This window comes from Bacillus sp. FSL L8-0654, assembly GCF_038629965.1.
Lineage (GTDB): Bacteria > Bacillota > Bacilli > Bacillales > Bacillaceae > Bacillus > Bacillus safensis.
Genome location: NZ_CP152026.1, coordinates 2,811,913 through 2,836,334 on the forward strand (window position 1 = coordinate 2,811,913; position 24,422 = coordinate 2,836,334).

Genomic DNA, 24,422 nt, shown 5'->3' on the forward strand with positions numbered 1-24,422 from the left:
CGAAGAAGGAAGAAACTACCCACTTTTCGTACATTTATATCCTTTATGTAAGACGCATCAGCCTATATAAAGGTTTCATCCGCTTTGCAATAAAAAGAATATTCTTTCATACAAACGCTTTCAAAGCATGTATAATCAGAGAAAAGCAGAAGGAGGGAATCACATGATTCGATTTGCTGTCATCGGAACGAACTGGATTACAGATCGGTTCTTACAAGCTGGTGAAGAACTAGCTGATTTTACATGTACAGCCGTCTATTCACGGTCCGCTGAAAAAGGACAGGCCTTTGCCGAAAAATATGGGATTGATACGTTTTTTACGAACTTACAACAAATGGCGGAAAGTGATACGTTTGATGCCGTGTATATTGCGAGTCCAAATGCCCTTCATAAAGAGCAAGCCATGTTGATGATGGGGCATCAAAAGCATGTTTTATGCGAAAAACCATTCGCCTCTCATCGAAAAGAAGTGGAAGAAATGATTGCCGCAGCGAAAAAACATCAAGTGTGTTTGATGGAAGCGATGAAAACGACATTTCTGCCTAATTTCCTTCAAATCAAACAGCATCTTGATCAGCTTGGACCTATCAGGCAAGTGGTCGCGCATTACTGTAAATATTCTTCAAGATACGATGCCTATCGAAGCGGCGAGCTTCCAAATGCCTTTAAGCCTGAGCTATCCAACGGTTCTTTAATGGATATCGGGGTGTACCTCGTTTACCCAGTCATATACTTATTTGGTTTGCCGAATCAAATCACCGCAAGAGGCTATAAGCTTTCTTCTGGTGTGGATGGGAACGGTTCAGTCCTTTTACAGTATGACGGGCATCAAGCACTTCTTTTTCATTCTAAAATTTCAACGTCTCATTTATCGGCTGAAATTCAAGGCGAGGATGCCACCATGGTGATTGATCAATTCCACCGTCCTTCACGAATCACGATACACGACCGTGACGGACATCAAACTGACATCTCTCTCAAAGATGATCAGCCAGCTATGTCTTATGAAATCAATCATTTTATTGAGTGTATTCAGCAGGGAATGGGGCAGTCTCCCGTTAATACATTTGCCCTATCTGTTCAAACCATGTCCGTCATGGACGAAGCGAGAAGACAAATGGGCGTGATGTATCCTGCCGACAGACAAAATGTATAGGGCATGAAATGTGAACAAAGGGCGAATGATTGATTTGTTCGCCCTTTGTTTTTTATGTTTCGTGTCAGTCATTTATTTTGCCGCTAACACATCCGCAAATGCTTTCACATACGGCGGAAGGTCCGGCGGGCGTCTGCTGGAGATGAGGTGGCCATCTGTGACGACTGCCTCATCGAACCAATCCGCACCAGCATTTGTCATATCGTCTTTAATACCTGGTGTACTTGTCACTTGTCTGCCTTTCAGGATTCCTGCTGATATCAGCACCCAGCCGGCATGACAAATCTGACCGATTGGTTTTGACTTCGCATCAAATGTACGGACGATGTCTAATACTTCTGGATAACGGCGCAGTTTATCAGGCGCCCATCCGCCAGGGACTAGCACAGCATCATAATCATCAGCTTGAATGGAATAAAAATCTGCATCAGATACCGCCGGCACACCATACTTCCCGATGTACTCATGATTTGCTTTTTCACCTACAAGATGGACAGTCGCCCCTTCTTCTCTTAAACGCAGAACCGGATACCATAGCTCTAAATCTTCAAAATCATCGCTGACAAACGCAATGACCTTCTTATCTGATAAACGCATACTATCTCTCCTCTTCTTTCGATTTCCTCTATTGTACGAGATGTCCTGTTAAAAAGAAAAGCGGTTCCCCTTGAGGAGAACCACTTGACCTTATTCGCTGATCTTGAATTTTTTAATTAAATCACGTAATTCTTCCGCCATTTGGGAAAGAGTTGTGGATGAAGAACTAATCTCTTCCATAGAAGCAAGCTGCTCTTCAGCAGATGCTGCGATATCTTGGATGCTTGCTGAACTCTCTCTTGATACATCTGCAATTTCATTTACTGCTTTAGAAATTTGCTCAGATCCTTTCGACAGCTCGCGCACCGTTGTATTCATTTCATTCATTCTTGCTGCGATTTCCGCTGTTTGCTCATTTATTTGTGAGAAGCTTTCTTTCGTTTGATCTGTAATAGTAAGACCATTTTTCACTTCTTCATTCACTGCTTTGAACATATTTTGAGATGTTTCGATTTCAGTAACGATTTCATTCACAAGCTTTTCAATCTCTTTTGCTGAATCCGATGATTGAACCGCTAGTTTACGCACTTCTTCCGCAACAACAGAGAAGCCTCTGCCTGATTCACCTGCACGTGCTGCTTCTATGGCAGCATTTAGTGCAAGTAAATTCGTTTGATCCGCAATGCCGTTAATCACGCCGAGGATGTTTGTGATATCTTTTGATTTATGCTCTAGCCCGTTGATCACGCCTTCAGCTTCTTTCACTGAATGGTCAATCGTCTTCATTTGGCCAACAGTCTGCTCCACAAGCTGTCCGCCTGTTTCTGCGACTGTTTTTGATTGAACAGATGACGCTGTGATGACATCAGACGTTTCGGCAACTTCGTTCAGTCCTTCATTCATTTGTTTTAAATGAACCGCGCTTTGTTCCACCATTTCGCTTTGATTTTCGTTGCCGTTTGAGAATGTTTCAATAGATGATGTGATATGTTCGGTTGCTTTAGTTGTTTGACCTGCGCTTGCCGTCAGTTCTTCAGATGATGAAGCAACATTCTCAACAGATGTTTGTACTGCTTGAATGACATCTCTTAGGGACTCACTCATTTCATTAAAGCTTGTGCCAAGCTGTCCAATTTCATCTTTTGAGCGGACATCAATTTTTTCTGTTAAATCTCCCTGACTGATCTTCTTCGAAGAAGAGACAAGAGTGGAAAGTGGTTTTGTAATGGAACGGATGATAAAGAAGATCAGAATCCCGCCAATGATAAGCGCGCCGGCTAAAATGATGGCGGCCATGTTAAAGACTGGCTGTGCAGCTTCTTCTACTTCACTGACAAACATCGTCCCGACAATTTTCCAGCCAGTCGCCTTGTTTGTGGTGAACTCCATTTGCTTTTCTTTTCCTTCAAACATATAGCTCATAGATCCGTTATCTTGTGAATACATTTTTTCTAACCATTCACCAGATAATTTTGTTCCTGCTTTTTTCGTTGGATGTGCCACATATGTACGGTCTGGACTTCCAATAAAGGCATAGCCTTGTTTCCCAATGTTAATGCTATTGGACTCTTTAACTAGATTCGCAATGTCTAGGTTCATCGCGATGACGCCTGATCCATCCTCTAGTTTTTTAGAAATGGTTACCACAAGTGTACCGGTTGAAGCCGTTGCATATGGGGCTGAAACAGACAGCTCACCGTTTTTCGCCCAGCCGTCTTTGTACCAATCCCGCTCAGTTGCGACATAACCTGCAGGCATTTTTTGATTAGGATATCTTGAAAACACTTTGCCGTCACTTGAAGCGACAAAAATGCCTTCTGTGTCATCATTCATACTCATGAACTGCTCAAAGCGTCCTTGAATATCGGTCGTTCCTTTTTGCTTGAGCTTTTTCTCCGTGATCCATTTGCTAAAGAAATCGGCTGCGTCTGTTTTCACTTTGACAACCTTCGTAATATTTTTATCTAGCTGCTCTACGTTTTCCTTTGCACTTTGCATAATTTGATCATTTAAAGAGGTGCTTGCCGTATGGTATGAAGAGAATGCCAATACAATGATTGGACATAAAAGAATAAATAAGAAAGAGAATACGAGCTTTTTTGAAATAGATGGCTTTCTGAAATACTGTATGAATTTCATAAAAAAGAAAACTCCTTTTAGTAAGATAGTATATATATCGGAAGTACTACTAGGTTCTTTACTTTTTTAACTTATTAAAGTCTAAATAAGTCCAAATTACCCAATTTATATGCATCGAATGGAAAAACACCTGACGTTTTGGCGTCAGGTGCTTAAGATTGTTGACAAAGGGCTAAAATGTTCTTGATTTTAGCCCTTTGTCTTCTTTTTCAGTGTGATAGAAAACCTTTGCAGTCTAGGAAGAACGAGTACCAGAGCGAATAAAAGATTCGTGAGCACCGGCGCGCAGACCTGACACCAAATTTGAAGGTTTGTCTACACGCTGAAACACCTGACGTTTTGCCGTCAGGTGTTTCGCTACTCTCTTACATTTTAAATTGTTTAATAAGCTCCCTTAGTTCTTCTGCCATCTGAGATAAAGTGGCAGAGGATGAGCTGATCTCTTCCATAGATGCAAGCTGTTCTTCTGCTGATGCCGCGATATCTTGGAAGCCTGCTGAGCTTTCTCTTGAGAGCTCTTTGATTTGATTCACCGCATGAGAAATATCATTTGAGCCATGCGATAGCTCTTCGGCTGATCTGTTCATTTGTTTCATTTGTTCTGTCATTTCTGATGTTTTATCAGTGATTTTCTCAAAACTCACTTTCGTTTCATCTGTAATGTTTAATCCAGATTGTACTTCACCTGCTACTTGTTTAAACATTTTCTGCGATTTTTCTATTTCCTCCACAATTTCGTTCGTCAGGCTTTCAATTTCTTTTGAAGAGCTTCCTGACTGCTCTGCCAATTTGCGGACTTCTTCTGCGACAACAGAGAAACCTCTGCCTGCTTCACCTGCTCGTGCGGCTTCGATCGCAGCGTTTAAAGCAAGGAGATTCGTTTGATCCGCAATACCGTTGATGACCCCAAGAATGTTTGTAATATCCTTTGATTTCTGCTCCAAGCCTGCAATGACAAGCTCTGCTTCTTTTACTGCCTGCTCTATGGTTTGCATTTGACCTGCTGTTTTTTGAACGAGTTCTCCTCCAGCCTGAGCGGTTCTGCTCGATTCGATCGACGATTCCATCATATGAGAGGTTGTGTCGACCATATGCGATAAGCTCCGATCCATTTCGTTTAACTGGACTGAGCTTTTTTCGATCATATCATTTTGATGTTCAGTGCTGTTTGAGAACTGTTCAATAGATGATGTGATATGCTCAGTCGCTTGAGCTGTCTGTCCTGCACTTGCCGTTAACTCTTCAGACGAAGCAGCCACATTTTCAATGGAATTTTGGACAGCTTGAATGACTTGCTTCAGCTTTGCTGACATGTCGTTAAAGCTCTGCGCTAGCTTACCAATTTCATCGTGCGTACGAACTTCAATATGCTGGGTCAAATCACCTTGACTGATTTTCTCAGCCGATTCAGAGAGCTCTATCAGTGGCTTTCGAATCGATTTAATAATAAAATAAATCGCGATTCCGCCAATGGCAATCGCAGCCGCAAGGATAATCATTGTTAAGTCGAGCACTGGCTGTGCGGCTTCTTTTACTTCATTCACATACATCGTTCCAGCTAGCTTCCAGCCGGTTGCTTCATTTGTGGCAAAAAACATTTGCTTCGGCTGGCCATTGTATTCATATTCAAAGCTGCCTTCTTTTTTATCATATAGTTTTGAGATGAAGTCACCAGTCAGCTTTGTCCCCGCCTTATCGGTTTTATGGGCCACATAACGCTGATCTGATGTGGCGATAAACGCATAGCCTTCTTGGCCAATTTTGATGCTGTTTGTATCTTTTACAACCGTATTTAAGCGTACATTCACCCCGATCACACCAGATCCATCTGCTAGCTGTTCTGATATTGTGATGAGCAGGTCATCTGATGACTTATCGGCAAAAGGATCTGAAATGATGAGTTTCTTCTCTTCCATCGATTTCTGAAACCAAGTTTCATTTTTTGCGCTCTTTGCATTACCTTTGTGAATCTCCGAATATTCAGTTAGTTTACCATTTTGATCTGCAACAAATACTTCTACTACATCGTCATCTGTTTCCGATAATTGCTCTAATTTCACTTTGAGTAAATCTTTGTTTTTAGCAGTCAATTCACCCTTTTTGATCGATTTAGATAAGTATGAAACCATGTCAATTTTAGGCTGTATATCTTTATTAATGAGTTCGTTTAATTGTTGAACACCATTTGCAGCACTAGACATAATCTCATCATTAAGAGACTTTGATGCCACTTCATAAGAAAATGCAGCCAATACGAGAATTGGCACTAGGAGAATCGCTAAGAATGCAGTAATTAATTTCTTCGACATCGTAAAGTGCTTAAAAAAGTTGATTTTTTTCATGACTCTACTCCTTTTGATTTATGATTTGTGGTCTTCCTCTTCTATTCTTAGGTAATATGAATTATTTTTCAAGGAATAATGTTCAAAAAATCCAAAAAATAAGTATAATTACCCATTTCTTTTGATTTACTCAATGAAAAAGAGCCTCTATCTGGAGGCTCTTTTCTTCCTGTCTATTCAACCTTAAATTTGCTAATTAAATCGCGTAATTCTTCTGCCATAGAAGAGAGTGTGGCAGAGGACGAGCTGATTTCTTCCATTGATGCCAGCTGTTCTTCTGCTGAAGCAGCAATGTCTTGAATATTTGCCGAGCTTTCACGTGATACGTCTGCGATCTCACGAACAGCCTCTGACACATGTGCCGAGCCTTTTGAAAGCTGAACAACGGTTTGATTCATTGTTTGAAGCTGGTCAGAAATTTCTTTTGTCATTTCGAAAATATTGTGGAAGCTTACTTTCGTTTGTTCAGTGAAGCTTAGGCCTGATTGAACTTCTCGATTCACCGCAGTGAATACTTCCTGTGATACGTCGATGTCTTGCACGATTTCTTTAATCAAATTCTCAATTTCTTTTGCCGAGTTGGCAGATTGAACCGCCAGTTTTCTTACTTCTTCTGCTACAACGGAGAAGCCTCTGCCAGATTCACCAGCTCTTGCTGCCTCAATCGCTGCATTTAGCGCAAGTAAATTCGTTTGATCGGCAATTCCATTGATGACACCCAGAATTTGGGTAATGTCTTTCGATTTACTTTCAAGTGCACTGATGACATTTTCTGCTTTTTTCACGGACTGATCAATGACATTCATTTGAGAAGCGGTTTTTTCAACAAGCTGGCCGCCTTCCCCTGCGATATCTGTTGATTTGATCGATGAAGCAGTAATGGATTCAGCCGATTCATTCATATTCTGAAGACCGCGGTTCATTTCCTCTAACTCTTCTGAGCTCAATTCGACTTTATCATTTTGGCTTTCATTTCCGCTGGAGAATTGTTCAATGGCTAGTGTAATATGCTCTGTTGCTTTACTTGTTTGTCCTGCGCTGGCAGTCAGTTCTTCTGATGAAGATGCGACATTCTCGACTGAAGTTTGAACGGCTCCAATGAGAGATCGCAATGAGTCAATCATCGTATTAAAGCCTTTACCAACTTGTCCAATTTCGTCATCTGACTGGATCTGAAGCTTATCGCGTAAATCACCTTCGCTGACTTTTTTCGAGAAGCGGGCAAGATTGGATAATCTTTTTGAAATAGAGCGGACGATAAAGAAAATGAGGGTTCCTGCAACAATGAGTGTGACACTGAATACGATAATGGCTGTATTGAAAACGGGCTTTGCCGCTTCTTCTACTTCAGATACGAGCATCGTTCCACCAATTTTCCAGCCAGTTAATTCATTGGTGACATATGCAACCTTTTTATCTGTTCCTTTGAGGGTATAGCTGCCGCTTCCTTCTTTATTTTTAAAAATAATACTGGCTAGATTTTCATTGACTTGACTTCCTGGCTTTTGGGTTGGATCTGCTAAAACTGTTTTATCTTTCTCCATGATGAAAGCATAGCCTTTTTGCCCAATTTTGATTTCTTTTAGTTTTTGGAGCAGGCTGTCAATTTCCATATCAAGACCAATGACACCTGAACCATCTTTCATTTTTTGGGCAATTGTGATAACCATTTTGCCTGTGGATGCTGCTACATATGGTTTTGTGATGACTTGTTTGCCGTTTTCTGCTTTCAATGCCTCTTGATACCATGGACGTTCTCTTGGATCGTAGCCATCTGGCATCTTTTGAACTGGATATTGCATAAACAATCCCTTTTCAGAGCCTGCATAGATTGCGGATACATCTTTTTCATTAATTTTTCCAAATTGCTGTAATTCTTTAATGGTCGCATTTCTATTTTTTTCTTGAAGATTAGACGCTTTGAGCGAGTCTGAAAACAGTGTCACAGCATCTGATTTGTTGCCAATATTCTCATTGATTAAGGTATCAAATGCATTAACCTGACTCATCGCACTGCCCATAATCTGTTTGTCTAGCTCTGTCTTTGATGTAAAAAACGCACTAATTGTCAGTGCCACAGTTGGCAGAATAAGGACTACCAAAAAGGCAATGATTAATTTCTTTGAAATGGATGGTTTTTTGAACCATTGGATCATTTTTCCCATTTTAACTTTCCCCCTTTACTTCTCTAAAGTTATTATCGGATGAAAGGTGTATTTTTAGAGGCTGGAAGGGAGGTTTAAAAATAAAAAAAATATCCAGACAATTCTGGATATCTTTTCATCATCATTTAATTAATTTTAAATTGACTTGTGAGCTCTTTTAGTTCCTCTGCCATGTTGGCAAGTGTCACAGATGAAGATGTGATTTCTTCCATAGATGCTAGCTGCTCTTCTGCGGAAGCCGCAATGTCCTGAATGTTTGCTGCGCTTTCTCTAGAGACTTGGCGCATCTCCTGCATCGCTTGTGAAACAAGCTTTGAACCGCTCGATAGGTCAATGGCTGTATCGTTTAATTGCGTCAGTTTTTTCGACATTCCTTCTGCCGCCTCATAAATGTGCCGGAAACTTTCTTTTGCTTCCTCTGTCATACCGAGTCCTGCGTTTACTTCTCGATTGACTGCTTTGAACATATCTTGAGATTTAGCAATTTCTAGCACAATTTCTTGGATGAGCTTCTCAATTTCTTTCGCTGAATCTGCGGATTGGACTGCTAGTTTTCTCACTTCTTCTGCAACGACGGAGAATCCGCGTCCTGATTCACCTGCTCTTGCTGCTTCAATTGCTGCATTAAGCGCAAGTAAATTCGTTTGATCCGCGATGCCATTAATGACATTTAAAATACTCGTAATATCTTTAGACTTGTATTCTAATTCTTTCATGACCTGCTCTGCTTCTTGTACAGATGTATCAATATGTTTCATTTGGCTTGCTGTGCTTTCAACAATTCGGCCGCCTTGACTAGCAGCTTCTGTTGATTGAATAGAGACAGCAGCCACTTCAGATGAGGTTTGTGACATATCTTGTAATCCTTCGTTCATTGCCACAAGCTGATTCGTACTAGATTCGACTTTCTCGTTTTGTGCTTCATTTCCATTTGAAAATTGTTCAATTGACATCGTGATATGCTCTGTTGCTTGACTCGTTTGGCTGGCACTTGCCGTCAGCTCCTCTGAAGCCGAAGCCACGTTGTCGACAGATTGCTGTACAGCGCGAATGACGTCACGAAGAGATTCACTCATCTTGCTGAAGCTTCTTGTGAGATCTCCTATTTCATCCTTCGATTTGGTTTCGAGGGTTTCTGTTAAATCCCCTTCACTCACCTTTTCTGAGAAATCAACAAGCCTTCTCAGTCCAATGGTAATCGAGCGAACAATGAAGAAGATAGCGACACCGCCAAGGATAAATGAAGAAATTAAAAGAATAATGGCAGAATTCCAAACTGGCTGTGCTGCTTCTTCTGTTTCTGATACAAACATCGTTCCAGCAATTTTCCAACCTGTTAAATCATTTGTGACAAAAACGATACGTTTTTGTTCTCCTTTATTCTCATAAGTTGATGTTCCTTCTTTGCCGCTGTAAAGGATTGATGAAATATTTCCTGTGACCTCAGATCCTGACTTTTCTTCTGGATGGGCTACAATTTGTTTGTCTTTATTTGCAATAATTGGATATCCTTCTCGTCCAATTTTAATTTCTTTGATTTTATCAACAATGTCTTGCACATCAATGTCGATTCCGATCGCTCCCGACCCGTCCTTCAGGCGCTGGGCAATCGTGACCACCATGCCGTTTGTTGTAGCAGAAATGTATGGATTGGTGACAACTGGCTCACCTTTTTCATCCTGCATCGCTTGCTGATACCAATCGCGTGTTGTTGGGTCATAGCCTTTTGGCATGTCTACTTTAGGAAACTGAATGAAATCACGATTTTTACTTGCTGCATAAAATCCAACTACATCATCTTCGTTGATTTTGCTGTATATTTCAAAATGCTCATACAGTTCGTCCTGGTTTTTCTTTTTAAAGTCTGCAGCAGTAGTTGTTTGAGTAAAAAGTTTCACCGCGTTTTCTTTATTCAAAAGCTTTTGCTCGATCATGTCATTCATATCATTGACTCTTGCTTTTGCTCCGTACATGATTTCATGATCTAATTCTTCTTTGGCAATCTGATATGAAATCGTACTGAGTGTAATGATTGGCAAGATGAGAACAAGTGTGAATGAAATAATCAGTCTTTTGGAAATCGATGGTTTTTTCAACCATTTTATTGCACTTTTCATGTTTTTCCTCCTTTTAAACGATATGTTTTATATCGGACATCTTCATAGTATTTTCATGTTTTTCAAATAAAAAGGATGCTATTTTGTTTATTTTCACAAATTGATTCCTTGCCCAAGCACCCTGCATACGCTAATACAAAAGGGGGCGCTTTTCATATGATTATCCTTTCAGGACAGCCAGTGACAAATGAGCAGCTGGCATCGTTTCAGCTAGAGGGACAAAAGCGGATCATTTTGATGCAGTTACAGGCCTCGAATGATACGTTCCGCTATAGGCAAGCATCTGATTTGTTATTTGAGGTCACTTTAAGATCGAACATTATGAATGCTGCAAGAGATTTGAATAAAAGCGGTGCCTCATTCGCCATCTTTCAAAGGTCGCGTGCAAATGATGCGTTTTGGCGTGTGTCGGAAGCAGGAGCACTAGAGCTGCGCTATCAAGTGGAGCCATCAAGAGGCATTCAAGACATTTTTGAAAATGGTTCAAAATATGCATTTGAATGCGCAACAGCGATTGTCATTGTGTTTTATATGGGAGTTTTGCAAACAGTAGGAGAGGAGAAGTTTAATCGAAGACTTCGCAGTTTAACACTGTATGACTGGCACTATGATACTTTGTCGATTTATACAGAGCGCGGGAATGATTTTATCTATGGGGATTGTTTATATTTCGAAAATCCAGAGTTTAGCTATCAGCAGTCGCAATGGCGCGGGGAAAATGTGATTTACTTAGGAGAAGATCAATATTACGGTCATGGACTTGGAATTTTAACAGCAGCAGAAATTATCGACAAACTGAATAAGAGAAGACGGCCAGGTGCGGTTCAATCCGCTTATTTATTACCGCAGACTACCCGGATGGATGTAATTTATCTCAGGCAAATGTTTGGCAGCTAAAAAAAGCCTCTTGTCTATTGGTTATGACAAGGGGCTTCTGTATGCCTTGCGTTTACGATAATTTTGGAGTGTGCCAAGCATCGTGTTCGCAAGGACCTCCATTTCTTCTAAATCTTTTCTTGTGACCGGCGAGTCGTGCCGGCTCCATTTCACGTATCGAACAAAATAGTAATGACGAATGGGCGTAAGGACAGCAGGAGAATGAGGGAAATCATCAAACCAAAATTCAATCTGGCCTTTTTTTCGGTAGGAATGTTTTAAGATGTCCATCCTGTCACACCACCCATCATGATTTTATGTCTGCGTCAGTTCGTGCATGATGTCTTCAACGCTTAAAATCGAGTGAATACGTCCAACGCCCTGTCCTGCCCACAGAGCCATTTGATCAGGGTTACCTCCGGCAGCAGCTGCTTTTCGCATCGGTGTTGTGCATACATGCTGAACTGGGTAAGGAAGAACCCTATCTTCATGCAGACTTTCATCCTCCATCCACTGATTCACAATACCTCTCGCTCTTTTCCCAGAAAAAAGCCTTGTCACCCTCGTTTCACTGCCTTCTGCCTGTAAAATGGCTTTCTTGTATACCTCTGCCGCAGCACTTTCCTGGCTGGCTAAAAATCGTGTGCCGATTTGAACCGCATCCGCTCCAAGCGCTAGCGCTGCTTTCATACCTAATCGGTCCGTGATGCCTCCTGCTGCTATCAAAGGCACACGGCAGAGCGGTTTGACGTCAGAGATCAGACTGATCAGCCCCACCAAGGCGTCTCCTTTTGCATGTAAAAATGTGCCGCGATGTCCCCCTGCTTCACTTCCTTGCAGCACAATGGCATCCATTCCTTTTTCCTCTAGAAGCAGTGCTTCCTCTTTTGTTGTCGCCGTTCCGATTAAAAAGATTCCCTTTTGTTTTAGGTGGTGAATCGTTTGTTCATTTGGACAGGCGAATGTAAAGGAAACGATCGGAACGTCTTCTTCCAGAAGAATGTTGATTTTCCGTTCAAAATCATCCCACAACTCTTCTTCGCTTGGCATCCTATGAGCTTCGGGCCATACAGGCAGTCTCTTCTCCCAAAACGCCACATCCTCTTTTTTCACATCTGGAATTGGCTCTGGTACAAACACATTGACCTGAAACAGGCGAGATGTCAGCTGTTTGACCTGTCTAATCTGCTGTCTCAAATCGTCAGGCTGCACATATCCACTTGCCAAGCTGCCAAGCCCTCCGTAATTTGAAACAGCGGCTGCCAGCTGCGGTGTCACAGCTCCTCCTGCCATTGGTGCTTGGATGATTCCATGTTCGATTTGCAGTAACTTTTTGATGTCCCCCATTTATTTCCCCCATCTCTTACTCGTTTGACGACACTTGTACATAAAAATGACGATGCCTCGGCCCGTCAAACTCACAGAAATAGATTCCCTGCCACGTGCCAAGCACAAGATCTCCATCATGAATGAGAACATGCTGAGACGCCCCCATATAACTCGCTTTCATATGTGCAGCCGTATTTCCTTCCATATGGCGATCCTTTGGATGTTCCCACGGAAAAACTTCATCAAGCCGGCGAAGCATATCTCGTTTCACATCTGGATCCGCATTTTCATTAATGGTGATCCCTGCTGTCGTATGTGGACAATAGACGATGACAGTTCCGTTTTGTATGCCTGTTTCCCTGACATATTGGAGAACCTCATGTGTGACGTCGATCATATCATCGCGTCTGTCTGTTTGTAGATTGATTTTTTTCATATGAGCTGCTCCTTTTTCACGTTTCTATAAAAACCTTACCCTTTTTATGTGAAACAAATCTTCTTATCTAAAGTTTACCAAGCAAAAAAACCTCGTCAAGCAATGCGAGGTTTTTAAGAAAAGTGAACCTTTTTGACTTCAATGGTTCGAATATGGTGGTCTTCAGCATCAATGATCGTAAATTCACAGCCTTCTGCTTCAATCGTATCCCCAATGTCAAAATCAAATTTATGCGTCATCATCCAGCCAGCAATTGTATCAACATCATCATTCTCAATGGCTAAATCCAATAAATCATTTACTTCATCAATCAATGCTTTCCCATCCATCACATAATGAAAATCACCTTTTTTAACGATGTGAGGTGTTTCATCCTGATCATATTCATCTCGAATCTCTCCGACAATTTCCTCTAATATGTCCTCCACTGTGACAAGTCCCGCTGTACCTCCGTATTCGTCTACGAGCACTGACATATGAATCCGTTCCTTTTGCATCAAAATGAGCAATTCTTGAACAGGGGTGCTTTCAATCACTCGGATCACCGGACGCATTAAGTCTTCAATCGATACATCTTGATTTAGAAAGCTGGCCTTAAATACATCTTTGCTGTTAATAACACCAATCACATGATCTTTGTCTTCTTTAATAACAGGGTAGCGTGTGTACCTTTCGTTCAGCATATAATGGGTCACGTCTTCTAATGTCTGTTCAATCTCTATAGCTGAAATTTCTGTACGCGGAATCATGATCTCTCTTGCCACTCGGTTATCAAATTCAAAGATTTTATTCACATATTTGTACTCAGATTGGTTAATCTCACCCTTCTCATAGCTTTCAGATAAAATGAGACGCAATTCTTCCTCACTGATCGCCACTTCATGTTCTTTGACAGAATGATAACCAAATAATTTCACGATGCTTCGTGCAGCCCCATTTAATGCCTTAATAAACGGGTACATGACTTTATAGAAAAAGATGAGTGGTTTTGCTGTCACAAGGCTGACCGCCTCTGCCTTTTGAATGGCAATTGTTTTAGGCGCGAGTTCTCCCACAACGACATGTAAAAATGTAATGATCACAAATGCGATGATAAACGAAAGGATGTCAGTCAATGCAGAATGAAGCCCGATTTTTTCAAACAGCGGATGCAGAAAATGCTCCACCGTCGGCTCACCCAGCCACCCTAGACCTAAAGCCGTGATGGTAATGCCAAGTTGGCAGGCGGATAAATACTCGTCAAGATTTGATATCAGCTTTTGAACATGAATGGCTCTCTTATCCCCGCTTTCGATCAGCTGGTTGATTTTAGAGCCTCTAATTTTCACAATCGCAAATTCAGTGACAACAAAAAATGCTGTCGCAGCAATGAGTAATATGACTAAAAATACGTTTAAAATGTACAAAAAAACCCTTACCTAACAATGGTAAGGGCTCACCTCCTCTGGCATCAATTAATCATTACGGCCATTTAGGAAGATCATTACAAAACGGAGCAATTCAAACAGGGAGACAAGGGCCGCTGCTACGTATGTCAGAGCTGCAGCATTTAACACCTTGTTCACGCCTCTTTCTTCACTGCTTCTAATGATTCCTTCTGAAACAATGATATCTTTTGCACGAGAACTTGCATTAAACTCGACAGGCAATGTCACAAGCTGAAAGAATACAGCTGCTGAGAACAAAATGATCCCAAGCCCGATTAAGTTAAGGCTGCTGAGCAAAATTCCACCAAGGAAAAGAAGCGGAGCAACACCAGATGCAAAGTTCACGACAGGAAAGATCTTATGTCTCAAAACAAGCGCACCATAGGATTCCTGATGCTGCAAGGCATGTCCAACCTCGTGTGATGCGACTGAAATGGCCGAAATGGAGTGGCCGTAGTACACAGGTTCAGATAAACGAACCACACGCTGCGTCGGGTCGTAATGATCAGTCAAAGTTCCTCTTACCGGTTCAACGGGCACGTCATATAACCCGTTGCGATCTAAAATATATCGAGCGGTTTCAGCACCTGTTTTCATACTGGATGCTTCCACCTTTGAATACTTTTCAAAATTATTCTTCACTTTAAATTGTGCCCAAAATGATAATCCCAATGCGGAAAATGTTAAAAAATAAAAAAACAGCATGCTCATCAGCTTCCTTTTATTTTATATATTTATTTACAATTTTAATGACTTTTATGTACCATGTACAGCAAAAAGCACTAGGTCTTTTTCAGGGGGATAACCGCACCAACGAAAAAGAAGAACACACCTAAGCAAGCTGTATAAAAGGTTCCCGTACCATAAAGGTCTTGAAAAAAGTGCAGCCATGAAAAATCATTCATAAAATGATTCACAGCATTTAAATCAAACACGAGTAAGATGACAGCTGATGATAAAAAGTGCACACCAATAAAAAGAAGTACGGTCTTTTGAACAAACGACATTCGAATTCCCTCCTTCTTCTCCCTTATTTTAAGATATGGGTTCTATTTCAATACATGACGAAGATGAAAAAATGTTTCCTCAATCGGGCATACTGACATTAGCAGCCTCCTGAAAGGAAGAGTCCGATGAAATCAAACCGTATCTTTATCGCTTGGCTAAGGTGGCCACTTTATCTTCGAATTGCCATTATCATCTGTTTCTTGCTTCTCTTTTTTGGACAATTAATCGTTTTACTTGAACCGAAGCAATATCATACGATCTTTGATGGGATCTGGTGGGCGCTTATTACAGTCTCTACGGTTGGTTACGGTGATTTTGTGCCGCAAACCATGCCAGGGCAGGTGGCAGGTATGGCGCTCATTTTTATCGGAGCCAGCTTTGTCACCGCTTATTTCGCCACACTTGCCGCCGCTGTATTCAGCAAGCAGCACCATTATGTTGAGGGCAAGGTAGCCTTTAAGGGGAATGGACACCTCATTATCGTCGGCTGGAATGAGAAGACAAACAAACTGCTTCAGTCGTTTCAAACGATTGATCCAGCCATGCCGATTGTGCTGATTGATGACTCCTTGAAAGAAGGGCCTCTTTTGGAAAATGTTCATTTTATTAAAGGACATGGGACCGAAGATGTCACACTTCGTAAAGCCAACATTACCGGTGCAGATGCAATCATGATTACCGCGGATCAGCATGAAAATGAAGTGACAGCCGATATGCAGAGTGTTTTAACCTTACTTGCAGCAAAAGGATTAAACCCTTCTCTATATTGTTTAATTGAAATCTTAACAGATCGTTACGTGAAGAATGCCGAGCGTGCTGGCGCCAACCAAGTCATTCATACCTCTGATGCTGTCAATCATTTAATGGTTGAACATTTTCTGATAAAGGAACAGCTTACGGCGTTTAAGAAAAAACGACATATGACGCTGCATAAACACGTCACCATCATACCTGTACCGGCTTCATTGGCTGGAGAAACATTCTTAACGGCGCTCCATCACTTTCTAGAGCATCATGTAATTATCGTTGGCGTACAAAAAAAAGAAGGACCCATGATGAATCCTCCCTTTGGCTATGAGCTTCATCCAGAGGATGAATTGATCAGCCTTTAAAGCAGTGCGTCTTCTAATTCCTTGACGAGCGAAAAGCCAATCTCAGCATAAGCCTTTGATACATCCCCATCTTTCTCTTTTGGTTCTTGGAATTGATTAAAGGATGCACCCACATTTCCAACCATCGCATGATCATCTAACTTATCTTGATAGACATGCTTTAAGAGAAATGGATGTCCCATTTTCACCACAACACCTGGCTGATCGAGCTGGCCTTTCTCGGCTGTAAAAGGAACTCTGAGAAAGGTATAGCCATCACGGTTATCAATTTTATAATCAAAATACCCGTGATCATAATCCCAGTTGCCATTAATGACATAACCGAGCGGCTTCATCGTTTCTTCTAAATGGTAAAGTGAAAAGCTTTCACCAGGCAGCCTGGATGGTACATGAATCATACGAAACCCTCCTTTTTGTATAGGGTTCGTTAAAGAGAGGAATTCATACATTTCCCCCTCGTGATTTGTACATTGTTTGTAAACGCGGCATCAAACAGGCTTTGATTGGATGATTGATTCGTCTCGTTATCACTGCCGGAACCCGCTGTTTCCTTCGTAGCACTCTTAGAACAAATGCGTCCGACATTGCCAAAGTTAACGATCGCCTGCCCAGAAATATCATGAATATATATATGATTCGTCCTCATTTTTCACCCTCCTCCATTCATTATTCTATGTACAGCACACAGGAAAGCTTGCACAGGAACCTGAAGAAAACAAAAAAGGCACACCTTTATGAAAAGGTGTGCTTTTTGTTCTTATGATTGTTTTAAACGGCTTTCAAGCTCAGCTTTTTTCTCTTCGAAGCCTGGTTTTCCTAGTAAAGCAAACATATTCACTTTATAAGCTTCTACTCCAGGCTGATCAAATGGATTGACGCCTAGTAAATATCCTGACATCGCACATGCTTTCTCAAAGAAGTACACGAGGTATCCGAATGTATAAGCATCCATCTCAGGAATTGTCACGATAAGGTTCGGTACTTTTCCATCTGTATGGGCAAGCATCGTTCCTTCAAATGCTTTTTTATTGACGAAATCAACCGTTTTTCCTGCCAGATAGTTCAAGCCATCAAGGTCTTGTTCTTCTGCTTCAATTACAAGCTCATGTCGAGGCTTGTCTACACTCACGATTGTTTCAAACAAGTCTCTTCTTCCTTCTTGAACATATTGACCAAGTGAATGAAGATCTGTTGAGAAGTTAGCAGATGAAGGATAGATTCCTTTTTCATCTTTCCCTTCACTTTCACCGAATAATTGCTTCCACCATTCTGCGAAATATTGCAGACCTGGCTCATAGTTAATCAGCATTTCAATCGTTCTGCCTTTATTGTAAAGGACATTGCGGACGACAGCATATTGGTAAGCCGCATTTTCAGAAAGCTCCGATGAAGCGAAGTCTTCGCTTGCTTTTGCTGCACCTTCCATCATCTGATCAATATCTGCACCGCTCACAGCGATTGGCAAAAGACCGACTGCTGTTAATACTGAATAGCGTCCACCAACATCATCCGGGATGATAAATGATTCGTAGCCTTCTTCAGTTGCTAATGTTTTAAGTGCACCGCGTGCCTTGTCAGTTGTCGCATAAATACGTTTTTTCGCTTCTTCAGCACCGTATTTTTCAATGAGGAGCTTTTTAAAGATGCGGAACGCAATGGCTGGCTCTGTTGTTGTACCAGATTTTGAAATCACGTTAATGGAGAAATCTGCATCTTCCAATAGATCCATTACATCTGTTAAATAAGAAGAACTGATGTTGTTTCCAATAAAAATGATTTGCGGTGTCTTGCGCTTGCCTTTTGGCAAAGTGTTATAGAAAGAATGGTTCAAAAATTCAATCGCGGCACGTGCCCCTAGATATGACCCGCCGATTCCGACAACGAGCAGGACGTCAGAGTCAGATTTAATTTTGTCTGCACTTTTTTTAATGCGGGCAAATTCTTCGCGGTCATATTGCTTCGGCAAGTCCACCCAGCCTAAATAGTCACTGCCTGCACCCGTTTGTTCATGAATATTATGATGGGCTACCTTCACAAAATCTTTTAAATATGTAAGCTCATGTTCTTGAAAGAAAGGTAACGCTTTCGAGTAGTCAAATTGAATATGTGTCATCGCTTGTAAGCCCTCCATTACGTTAGTTCTGTCCCTTTCACTTTAGCGGAACTAGCTTTTGAAATCAAGTGATCGTCACTGGCATGGCAAAAAGCCGCTTCTCTTGATGAGAAGCGGCAATCTGAATTATAAAGAAGCTTTCAAAATGGATAGAATATCATCACGGTTAAGTTTCATAAAGTTACCAAAACCACCGTATTCCATTTCTTTTGCTGCAATGTCGGCAATTTTGTCCAGCTGATCTTCACCAATATCATAATCCGCTAAACGGCTTGGTGCACCGAGACTTGTCCAGAACGCTGACAGTTTGTCGATCCCTTCTAATGCGATGTCACGATCTGACTTTCCGTCTGTTTCGATGTCAAACATGTTCAGCATAAGGTTTTTAAAACGTTCTACATTATGATCGAGCGTGTGGCGCATCCAGTTTGGGAAGAGGATAGCAAGCCCGCCTGCATGCGGAATGTCATAGACAGCCGATACAGCATGCTCAATCGTATGGGACGCCCAGTCGCCAAAGTAACCCATTTGCAGCGTGCCATTTAAAGCAATCGTTCCTGCATATAGAATCGTTTCACGATGCTCATAGTTTTGTAAGTCTTCCAGCAGTTTTGGTGCTGTCTCGATGACTGTTTGAAGAACAGCAAAACACATCCGGTCCTGTAAAGGCGTGTTTTTCACATTATGGAAGTATTGCTCAAAAACGTGGCTCATCATATCGACCATACCATACACCGTCTGGTTTTCTGGCACAGAATACGTATGCTCAGGGTCTAGAATTGAAAAAGCAGGGTGAGTGACAGAGCTGCCCCACACATATTTTTCATTCGTTTCCCAGTTTGTGATGACAGAGTCTGGATTCATTTCTGAACCAGTTGCTGCAAGTGTCAGCACTGTGCCAAACGGCAGTGCTTTTTGAGCGGTTGTTTTCTTTGAAATAATATCCCACACATCACCGTCATACTCTGCTCCGGCTGCAATTGCTTTTGTACAGTCGATCACACTTCCGCCGCCAACGGCTAATAAGAAATCAATGTTCTCCTTTTGGCAGATATCGATTCCCTTTTTCACTGTTGTGAGGCGCGGGTTTGGTTCAACGCCAGACAGCTCAAACACTTCTGCATCTGCTTCATTTAACGCTCTGATGACATTGTCATAAAGACCATTTTTCTTAATGCTCCCTCCGCCATATACAAGTAACACTCGTTTTCCATAACGAGCGAGTTCGCTTTTGAGTCCTTCTAGCTGTCCTTTTCCAAACATCAATTTTGTTGGATTATAGTAAATAAAATTCTCCATCTGTTGAAACATCTCCTTACAACGAATATATCCAAAAACATGAAAGACTACTGTAACATATGTACACGATGAACTCAAAAAAAGATAACTGCCCGCAAGCAGCTATCCCTTTATTGTTCAATTATAAAGAAGCGTTCAAAATGGCTAAAACATCTTCTTTGTTCAGCTTTTTAAATTGACCAAATTCACCGCGTGCCATTGCACGGTCTGCAATTAAATCAATTTTCTCATCGTTGATGTCATAATCCGCTAAACGACTTGGTGCACCAAGACTTGTCCAGAAAGCTGACAGCTTGTCAATTCCTTCTAAGCCGACTTCTTCATCTGTTTTGCCCGCAGGATCTACATCGAATACACGGACCGCTAATTGTTTAAAACGGCCTGGGTTTTCTTGAATCACATGTTTCATCCAGTTCGGGAACAAGATTGCAAGACCGCCTGCATGGGGGATATCATAAACAGCTGATACTGCATGCTCAATGTTATGAGAAGCCCAGTCACCACGTGCCCCCATTGAAAGCATGCCATTAAGCGCAATTGTGCCAGTGAATAAAATCGTTTCACGGAGCTCATAGTTCTCTAGATCGTTGATCAACTTCGGTGCCGTTTCAATGACAGTGCGAAGAAGTCCTTCACACATACGATCTTGGTAAGGTGTATTTTCTGTGTGATGGAAATATTGTTCGAACACATGTGACATCATGTCAACCATGCCATAAATCGTATGATTTTTAGGCACAGTGAATGTGTTGACTGGATCAAGAATAGAGAATTTCGGGAAAACTGCTGGACTTCCCCAGCCATACTTCTCATTTGTTTCCCAGTTTGTGATGACTGATCCAGAGTTCATTTCAGAGCCTGTTGCGGCAAGTGTTAACACAGTACCGAACGGAATAGCTTCCATTGGGACGTGCTTGCGTGTCACGATATCCCAAGCATCTCCATCGTACTTCGCACCAGCTGCGATTGCTTTCGTCGCATCAATGACACTGCCGCCGCCAACTGCCAAAATAAAATCAATGTCGTTCTCTTTGCAAAGTTCGACCCCTTTTCTTACTGTTGTTAAGCGCGGGTTAGGCTCCACACCAGCAAGTTCAGTGATTGCAGCTCCTGATTCTTTTAGGATGCTGACAACTTGGTCATAAAGGCCGTTTCGTTTAATACTGCCTCCACCATATACAAGTAATACGTTTTTTCCGTAGTGTTTGAGTTCATCTGAAAGGGCTGATACTTCTCCCTTTCCAAAAATTAATTTCGTTGGGTTCCAATAAGTAAATCGATCCATGTGATCTCCTCCTCGCGCTACATTATGCGCCTCATTCATTCCAAAAGTAAAGTAATTTGCTTTCATCCATTTTCTTACGCATAGTTTGGCTAAAAATCTGCAAAATATAAATGTATTGATGCTGTAGCGAAAGGAGGAATCACGATGAGTGCTATTCAGCGTATTGCCCTCGTGCTCACGATTATCGGTGCTATTAACTGGGGACTAATCGGCTTTTTTCAATTTGACTTAGTAGCAGCGATCTTTGGCGGACAAGGTTCTGCATTATCACGTATTATTTATGGTCTTGTTGGAATTGCAGGTCTTGTCAACCTTGGTCTGTTGTTCAAACCAAGCGAAGAAGCTGTTCGCCGTGACGAGCCGAACCCAGAAGTTCGTTAAATAAAAAGACATAAAAAAGGCTGCCTACATGAGGCAGCCTCAGCATGTAGACAAACCCTCGCATTCTTTGTCAGGTCTGCGCGCTGGTGCTCACGAATTCTAAATTCGTCCGCAAAAGTAGCCGCTCTTCCTTGACTTCAAAGGTTTTCTATCACGCTGAAAAAAAAAAGACAAAGGGCTAAAATCAAGATCATTTTAGCCCTTTGTCTACAATCTAAGGCACCGTTTGAAGCGGTGCTTTTTTATTATTTCTTGATAAGGTCTTTACGGTTTGATTGCTCAATCCACTCTTCAAGTTTATCTTTAAGCGTATTGAAACCTTGTGGTGCAGCAGCTTCTTCTTTCACTTGCTGTGGTCTTTGTTTCTTTGGTTTGCTTTCTTTTCTTTCAGGTGCTTCTTGTGTCGCACGGATAGAAAGGCTGATTTTACCTGCATTTTCATCAACAGAAAGAACTTTTACTTGTACTTCGTCACCAATTGAAAGGTGCTCGTTGATGTCTTTTACAAAGCCATGTGTTACTTCAGAAATATGCACAAGTCCTTGAGTTTCTTCATCTAATGCAACAAACGCACCATACGCTTGTAATCCTGTTACTTTACCAGTGTAAACACTGCCTACTTCAAACTTTGTCGCCATGATAACAACTCCTAAATAAATGTTTTAATATTCGTTTATACGCAATTAAAAACTATATCACAGAACGGGCAGTTACGCAAAATATTTTTTAAATGGGTTTAGATGAGAACAAAAGGGGGAATACCTGAAAACAAGAATGCTTTCTAGTATTCCCCCCTAATTTGTGAGGCATGAGTCCGTTTGGATTGATGCCTTTTTTTATTTTAAAATGGCTGATGCTTCTTCCTTCACTTGTCGAGCCTGCAAAAAGCGCTGAATTCTTGAAAGTGATTCCTGAAGATGATCAAGTGACGAAGCATATGAACAGCGGATATGACCTTCACCGCTCGGTCCGAATACATTCCCAGGAACAACAGCGACTTTTTCACTTAGGAGCAGCTCCTCAGCAAATTGTTCTGAAGTCATGCCTGTGCTTTTAATCGATGGGAACGCGTAAAACGCTCCGTTTGGCTGATGGCATGTCAGTCCTAGTTCGTTTAAGGAGCCGACAAACAAATTACGGCGTCTTCTGTAGCTTTTCTTCATTTTCTCTACATCTTCAAGCCCATTTTTTAATGCTTCTTCTGCCGCATATTGTGCCATCGCCGGTGCACACATCATAGAATATTGATGTATTTTCAGCATGGCATCCCGCAGTACAGGTGGTGCTGCCACATATCCTAAACGCCAGCCCGTCATGGCAAACCCTTTAGAAAAGCCTGAAATCAAGATCGTTCTTTCCTTCATATCTTGAATAGCCGCGACGCTTGTAAAAGCTTCATCGTACGTCAGCTCTGCATAAATCTCATCCGTAATAATGAGCAGGTCATGCTCTTTCGCAAATTGAGCAATATCTTCAAGCTCTTCCTTTGAATAAACAGACCCAGTCGGATTTGATGGCGAGCAAAGCAAAATGGCTTTTGTCTTCGGCGTCAGCTTTGTGCGAAGATCAGCAGAATCTGCTTTGAAATCTTTTTCAGCGGTTGTACTTAAATAGACAGGCACTCCGCCTGCTAGTGTCGTAAGTGCCCCGTATGCTACGAAACAAGGCTCTGGAATGATTACTTCATCCCCGCTGTTTAAAATCGCACGAAAGGCCAAATCAAGTGCCTGGCTTCCGCCAACTGTGATAATGAGTTCTTCTTCTGGACTGTAATCAATGTGAAACCGCTTATATAAATAGTGGCTCAGTTCTTTTCGCAAAGAAATTAAACCGGCATTCGCCGTATAAGAGGTCAGTCCCTGTTCTAATGACATAATACTTGCTTCTCTGACATTCCAAGCTGTCACGAAATCCGGCTCACCGACACCAAGGGAGATAACCCCTTCCATTGTGGCTGCCAAATCAAAAAATTTCCGAATACCTGACGGCTGAATGCTTTGTACCGTTTCAGATAAATAAGACTTTTTCATTTAAGGAGACACCACGATTCTTTTGTCATCGTCTCCTGTTTCAAACACTTTCCCATCATGTTTATATCTTTTCAAAATAAAGTGGGTAGTTGTTGAAACAACGGAATCAAGTGTCGATAATTTTTCAGATACGAAGCGGGCAATATCAGACATTGATCTTCCGCGGATCACAACGGAAAGATCGTAAACACCTGACATGAGATAGACAGACTCCACTTCCTGAAACCGATAAATCCGTTCAGCAATTTCATCAAATCCGACGCCTCTTTTTGGTGTCACTTTTACATCAATCATTGCTGTAACGCCTTCATGACCATCCACTTTTCGCCAGTCAATCATGGTTGAATAATCAATAATAACTTTTTGATCTTCAAGTTTTTGAATGATGGCTTCGGCTTCTTCTGTTGTCACGCCTGCCATTTTTGCAATTGTATTTAAATCGGCGCGGCTGTTTTCATCTAAAATCTCTAATATTTCAGTTTCTTTTTCTGTTAGTTTCATTTGATTTCACACCTCAGATTATAAAAGCTAGTTTTAAAAAATCTTCTGAACATTATAGCACGTTTTTCCCATTATGCTAAGCAGGGAAAAGATTCTAATGATAGCTTAAAATCCACTTTTTAGGGTACAATACAGTCACCTAACAGAGAGAGTATCAAGTATCGGAGTG

At 41.5% G+C, this 24,422-nt stretch carries 23 protein-coding genes; 4 read left to right on the forward strand and 19 right to left on the reverse strand.

Annotated features, from left to right (window positions below; all coding sequences use genetic code 11):
• Positions 1-163 precede the first annotated feature (163 nt).
• A complete protein-coding gene (locus MHH65_RS14620; RefSeq protein ID WP_268412750.1) occupies positions 164-1,156 on the forward strand; it encodes a Gfo/Idh/MocA family oxidoreductase in 993 nt (330 codons plus the stop codon).
• 72 nt (positions 1,157-1,228) lie between these two features.
• Here MHH65_RS14620 and MHH65_RS14625 read toward each other — a convergent pair whose 3' ends face one another.
• The 5 genes from MHH65_RS14625 to MHH65_RS14645 form a co-directional block, all read right to left on the reverse strand.
• The gene (locus MHH65_RS14625) at positions 1,229-1,753 is read right to left on the reverse strand and encodes a type 1 glutamine amidotransferase domain-containing protein (protein ID WP_073979098.1); all 525 of its coding nucleotides are present in this window, start codon (positions 1,751-1,753) and stop codon (positions 1,229-1,231) included.
• A gap of 90 nt (positions 1,754-1,843) precedes the next feature.
• Positions 1,844-3,832 (reverse strand): methyl-accepting chemotaxis protein, encoded by a 1,989-nt coding sequence (locus tag MHH65_RS14630; protein ID WP_046313385.1) that lies wholly within the window; start codon positions 3,830-3,832, stop codon positions 1,844-1,846.
• A gap of 365 nt (positions 3,833-4,197) precedes the next feature.
• Entirely contained in the window at positions 4,198-6,174 is a 1,977-nt protein-coding gene (locus MHH65_RS14635) for a methyl-accepting chemotaxis protein (protein ID WP_268412746.1), read from the reverse strand.
• A 173-nt stretch (positions 6,175-6,347) separates the two neighbouring features.
• A complete protein-coding gene (locus MHH65_RS14640; RefSeq protein WP_041115843.1) occupies positions 6,348-8,339 on the reverse strand; it encodes a methyl-accepting chemotaxis protein in 1,992 nt (663 codons plus the stop codon).
• Positions 8,340-8,464: 125 nt separating this feature from the next.
• On the reverse strand, positions 8,465-10,456 hold the full coding sequence (locus MHH65_RS14645; RefSeq protein WP_268412744.1) for a methyl-accepting chemotaxis protein: 1,992 nt from the start codon (positions 10,454-10,456) through the stop codon (positions 8,465-8,467).
• Positions 10,457-10,612: 156 nt separating this feature from the next.
• Between MHH65_RS14645 and MHH65_RS14650 the strand changes: the two genes are divergently transcribed.
• A complete protein-coding gene (locus MHH65_RS14650; RefSeq protein ID WP_041115839.1) occupies positions 10,613-11,353 on the forward strand; it encodes a protein-glutamine gamma-glutamyltransferase in 741 nt (246 codons plus the stop codon).
• A gap of 21 nt (positions 11,354-11,374) precedes the next feature.
• On the opposite strand, the gene MHH65_RS14655 is transcribed toward MHH65_RS14650, so the two are convergent.
• The 6 genes from MHH65_RS14655 to MHH65_RS14680 all read right to left on the reverse strand — a co-directional run bounded on the left by MHH65_RS14655 (position 11,375) and on the right by MHH65_RS14680 (position 15,531).
• Positions 11,375-11,623, reverse strand: coding sequence for a hypothetical protein (locus tag MHH65_RS14655; RefSeq protein ID WP_034282525.1), 249 nt, complete (start codon positions 11,621-11,623; stop codon positions 11,375-11,377).
• A gap of 24 nt (positions 11,624-11,647) precedes the next feature.
• The gene (locus tag MHH65_RS14660) at positions 11,648-12,679 is read right to left on the reverse strand and encodes a nitronate monooxygenase (protein WP_254001422.1); all 1,032 of its coding nucleotides are present in this window, start codon (positions 12,677-12,679) and stop codon (positions 11,648-11,650) included.
• 16 nt (positions 12,680-12,695) lie between these two features.
• Entirely contained in the window at positions 12,696-13,097 is a 402-nt protein-coding gene (locus tag MHH65_RS14665; protein ID WP_034282527.1) for a secondary thiamine-phosphate synthase enzyme YjbQ, read from the reverse strand.
• 113 nt (positions 13,098-13,210) lie between these two features.
• The gene (locus tag MHH65_RS14670; RefSeq protein WP_024423287.1) at positions 13,211-14,503 is read right to left on the reverse strand and encodes a hemolysin family protein; all 1,293 of its coding nucleotides are present in this window, start codon (positions 14,501-14,503) and stop codon (positions 13,211-13,213) included.
• A 48-nt stretch (positions 14,504-14,551) separates the two neighbouring features.
• Positions 14,552-15,226 (reverse strand): zinc metallopeptidase, encoded by a 675-nt coding sequence (locus tag MHH65_RS14675; protein WP_342497908.1) that lies wholly within the window; start codon positions 15,224-15,226, stop codon positions 14,552-14,554.
• Between the two features lie 80 nt (positions 15,227-15,306).
• Entirely contained in the window at positions 15,307-15,531 is a 225-nt protein-coding gene (locus MHH65_RS14680; RefSeq protein WP_070325959.1) for a hypothetical protein, read from the reverse strand.
• 126 nt (positions 15,532-15,657) lie between these two features.
• Here MHH65_RS14680 and MHH65_RS14685 point away from each other — a divergent pair, with 126 nt between their 5' ends.
• Positions 15,658-16,644, forward strand: coding sequence for a potassium channel family protein (locus tag MHH65_RS14685; protein WP_034282528.1), 987 nt, complete (start codon positions 15,658-15,660; stop codon positions 16,642-16,644).
• Here the strand turns inward: MHH65_RS14685 and MHH65_RS14690 are convergent.
• From MHH65_RS14690 to MHH65_RS14710, 5 genes are all read right to left on the reverse strand, one after another.
• Positions 16,641-17,042 (reverse strand): YugN-like family protein, encoded by a 402-nt coding sequence (locus MHH65_RS14690; protein WP_024423291.1) that lies wholly within the window; start codon positions 17,040-17,042, stop codon positions 16,641-16,643. The two genes, MHH65_RS14685 and MHH65_RS14690, sit on opposite strands and share 4 nt — an antisense overlap.
• A gap of 29 nt (positions 17,043-17,071) precedes the next feature.
• Complete coding sequence (locus MHH65_RS14695) at positions 17,072-17,290, reverse strand: spore germination protein (protein ID WP_046313371.1); 219 nt, start codon at positions 17,288-17,290, stop codon at positions 17,072-17,074.
• Positions 17,291-17,401: 111 nt separating this feature from the next.
• Complete coding sequence (locus MHH65_RS14700; protein ID WP_041107612.1) at positions 17,402-18,757, reverse strand: glucose-6-phosphate isomerase; 1,356 nt, start codon at positions 18,755-18,757, stop codon at positions 17,402-17,404.
• A gap of 126 nt (positions 18,758-18,883) precedes the next feature.
• The gene (locus tag MHH65_RS14705; protein WP_065215235.1) at positions 18,884-20,056 is read right to left on the reverse strand and encodes an iron-containing alcohol dehydrogenase; all 1,173 of its coding nucleotides are present in this window, start codon (positions 20,054-20,056) and stop codon (positions 18,884-18,886) included.
• Positions 20,057-20,177: 121 nt separating this feature from the next.
• Positions 20,178-21,341, reverse strand: a complete 1,164-nt coding sequence (locus MHH65_RS14710) for an iron-containing alcohol dehydrogenase (RefSeq protein WP_034282535.1) — start codon at positions 21,339-21,341, stop codon at positions 20,178-20,180.
• Positions 21,342-21,485: 144 nt separating this feature from the next.
• Between MHH65_RS14710 and MHH65_RS14715 the strand changes: the two genes are divergently transcribed.
• Positions 21,486-21,722, forward strand: coding sequence for a DUF378 domain-containing protein (locus MHH65_RS14715; RefSeq protein WP_003212952.1), 237 nt, complete (start codon positions 21,486-21,488; stop codon positions 21,720-21,722).
• A gap of 245 nt (positions 21,723-21,967) precedes the next feature.
• Here MHH65_RS14715 and yugI read toward each other — a convergent pair whose 3' ends face one another.
• The 3 genes from yugI to MHH65_RS14730 all read right to left on the reverse strand — a co-directional run bounded on the left by yugI (position 21,968) and on the right by MHH65_RS14730 (position 24,253).
• A complete protein-coding gene (yugI, locus tag MHH65_RS14720; protein WP_008345795.1) occupies positions 21,968-22,360 on the reverse strand; it encodes a S1 domain-containing post-transcriptional regulator GSP13 in 393 nt (130 codons plus the stop codon).
• A 198-nt stretch (positions 22,361-22,558) separates the two neighbouring features.
• Complete coding sequence (locus MHH65_RS14725) at positions 22,559-23,752, reverse strand: aminotransferase (RefSeq protein WP_024423296.1); 1,194 nt, start codon at positions 23,750-23,752, stop codon at positions 22,559-22,561.
• Positions 23,753-24,253 (reverse strand): Lrp/AsnC family transcriptional regulator, encoded by a 501-nt coding sequence (locus MHH65_RS14730; RefSeq protein ID WP_003213765.1) that lies wholly within the window; start codon positions 24,251-24,253, stop codon positions 23,753-23,755.
• Positions 24,254-24,422: the final 169 nt, after the last annotated feature.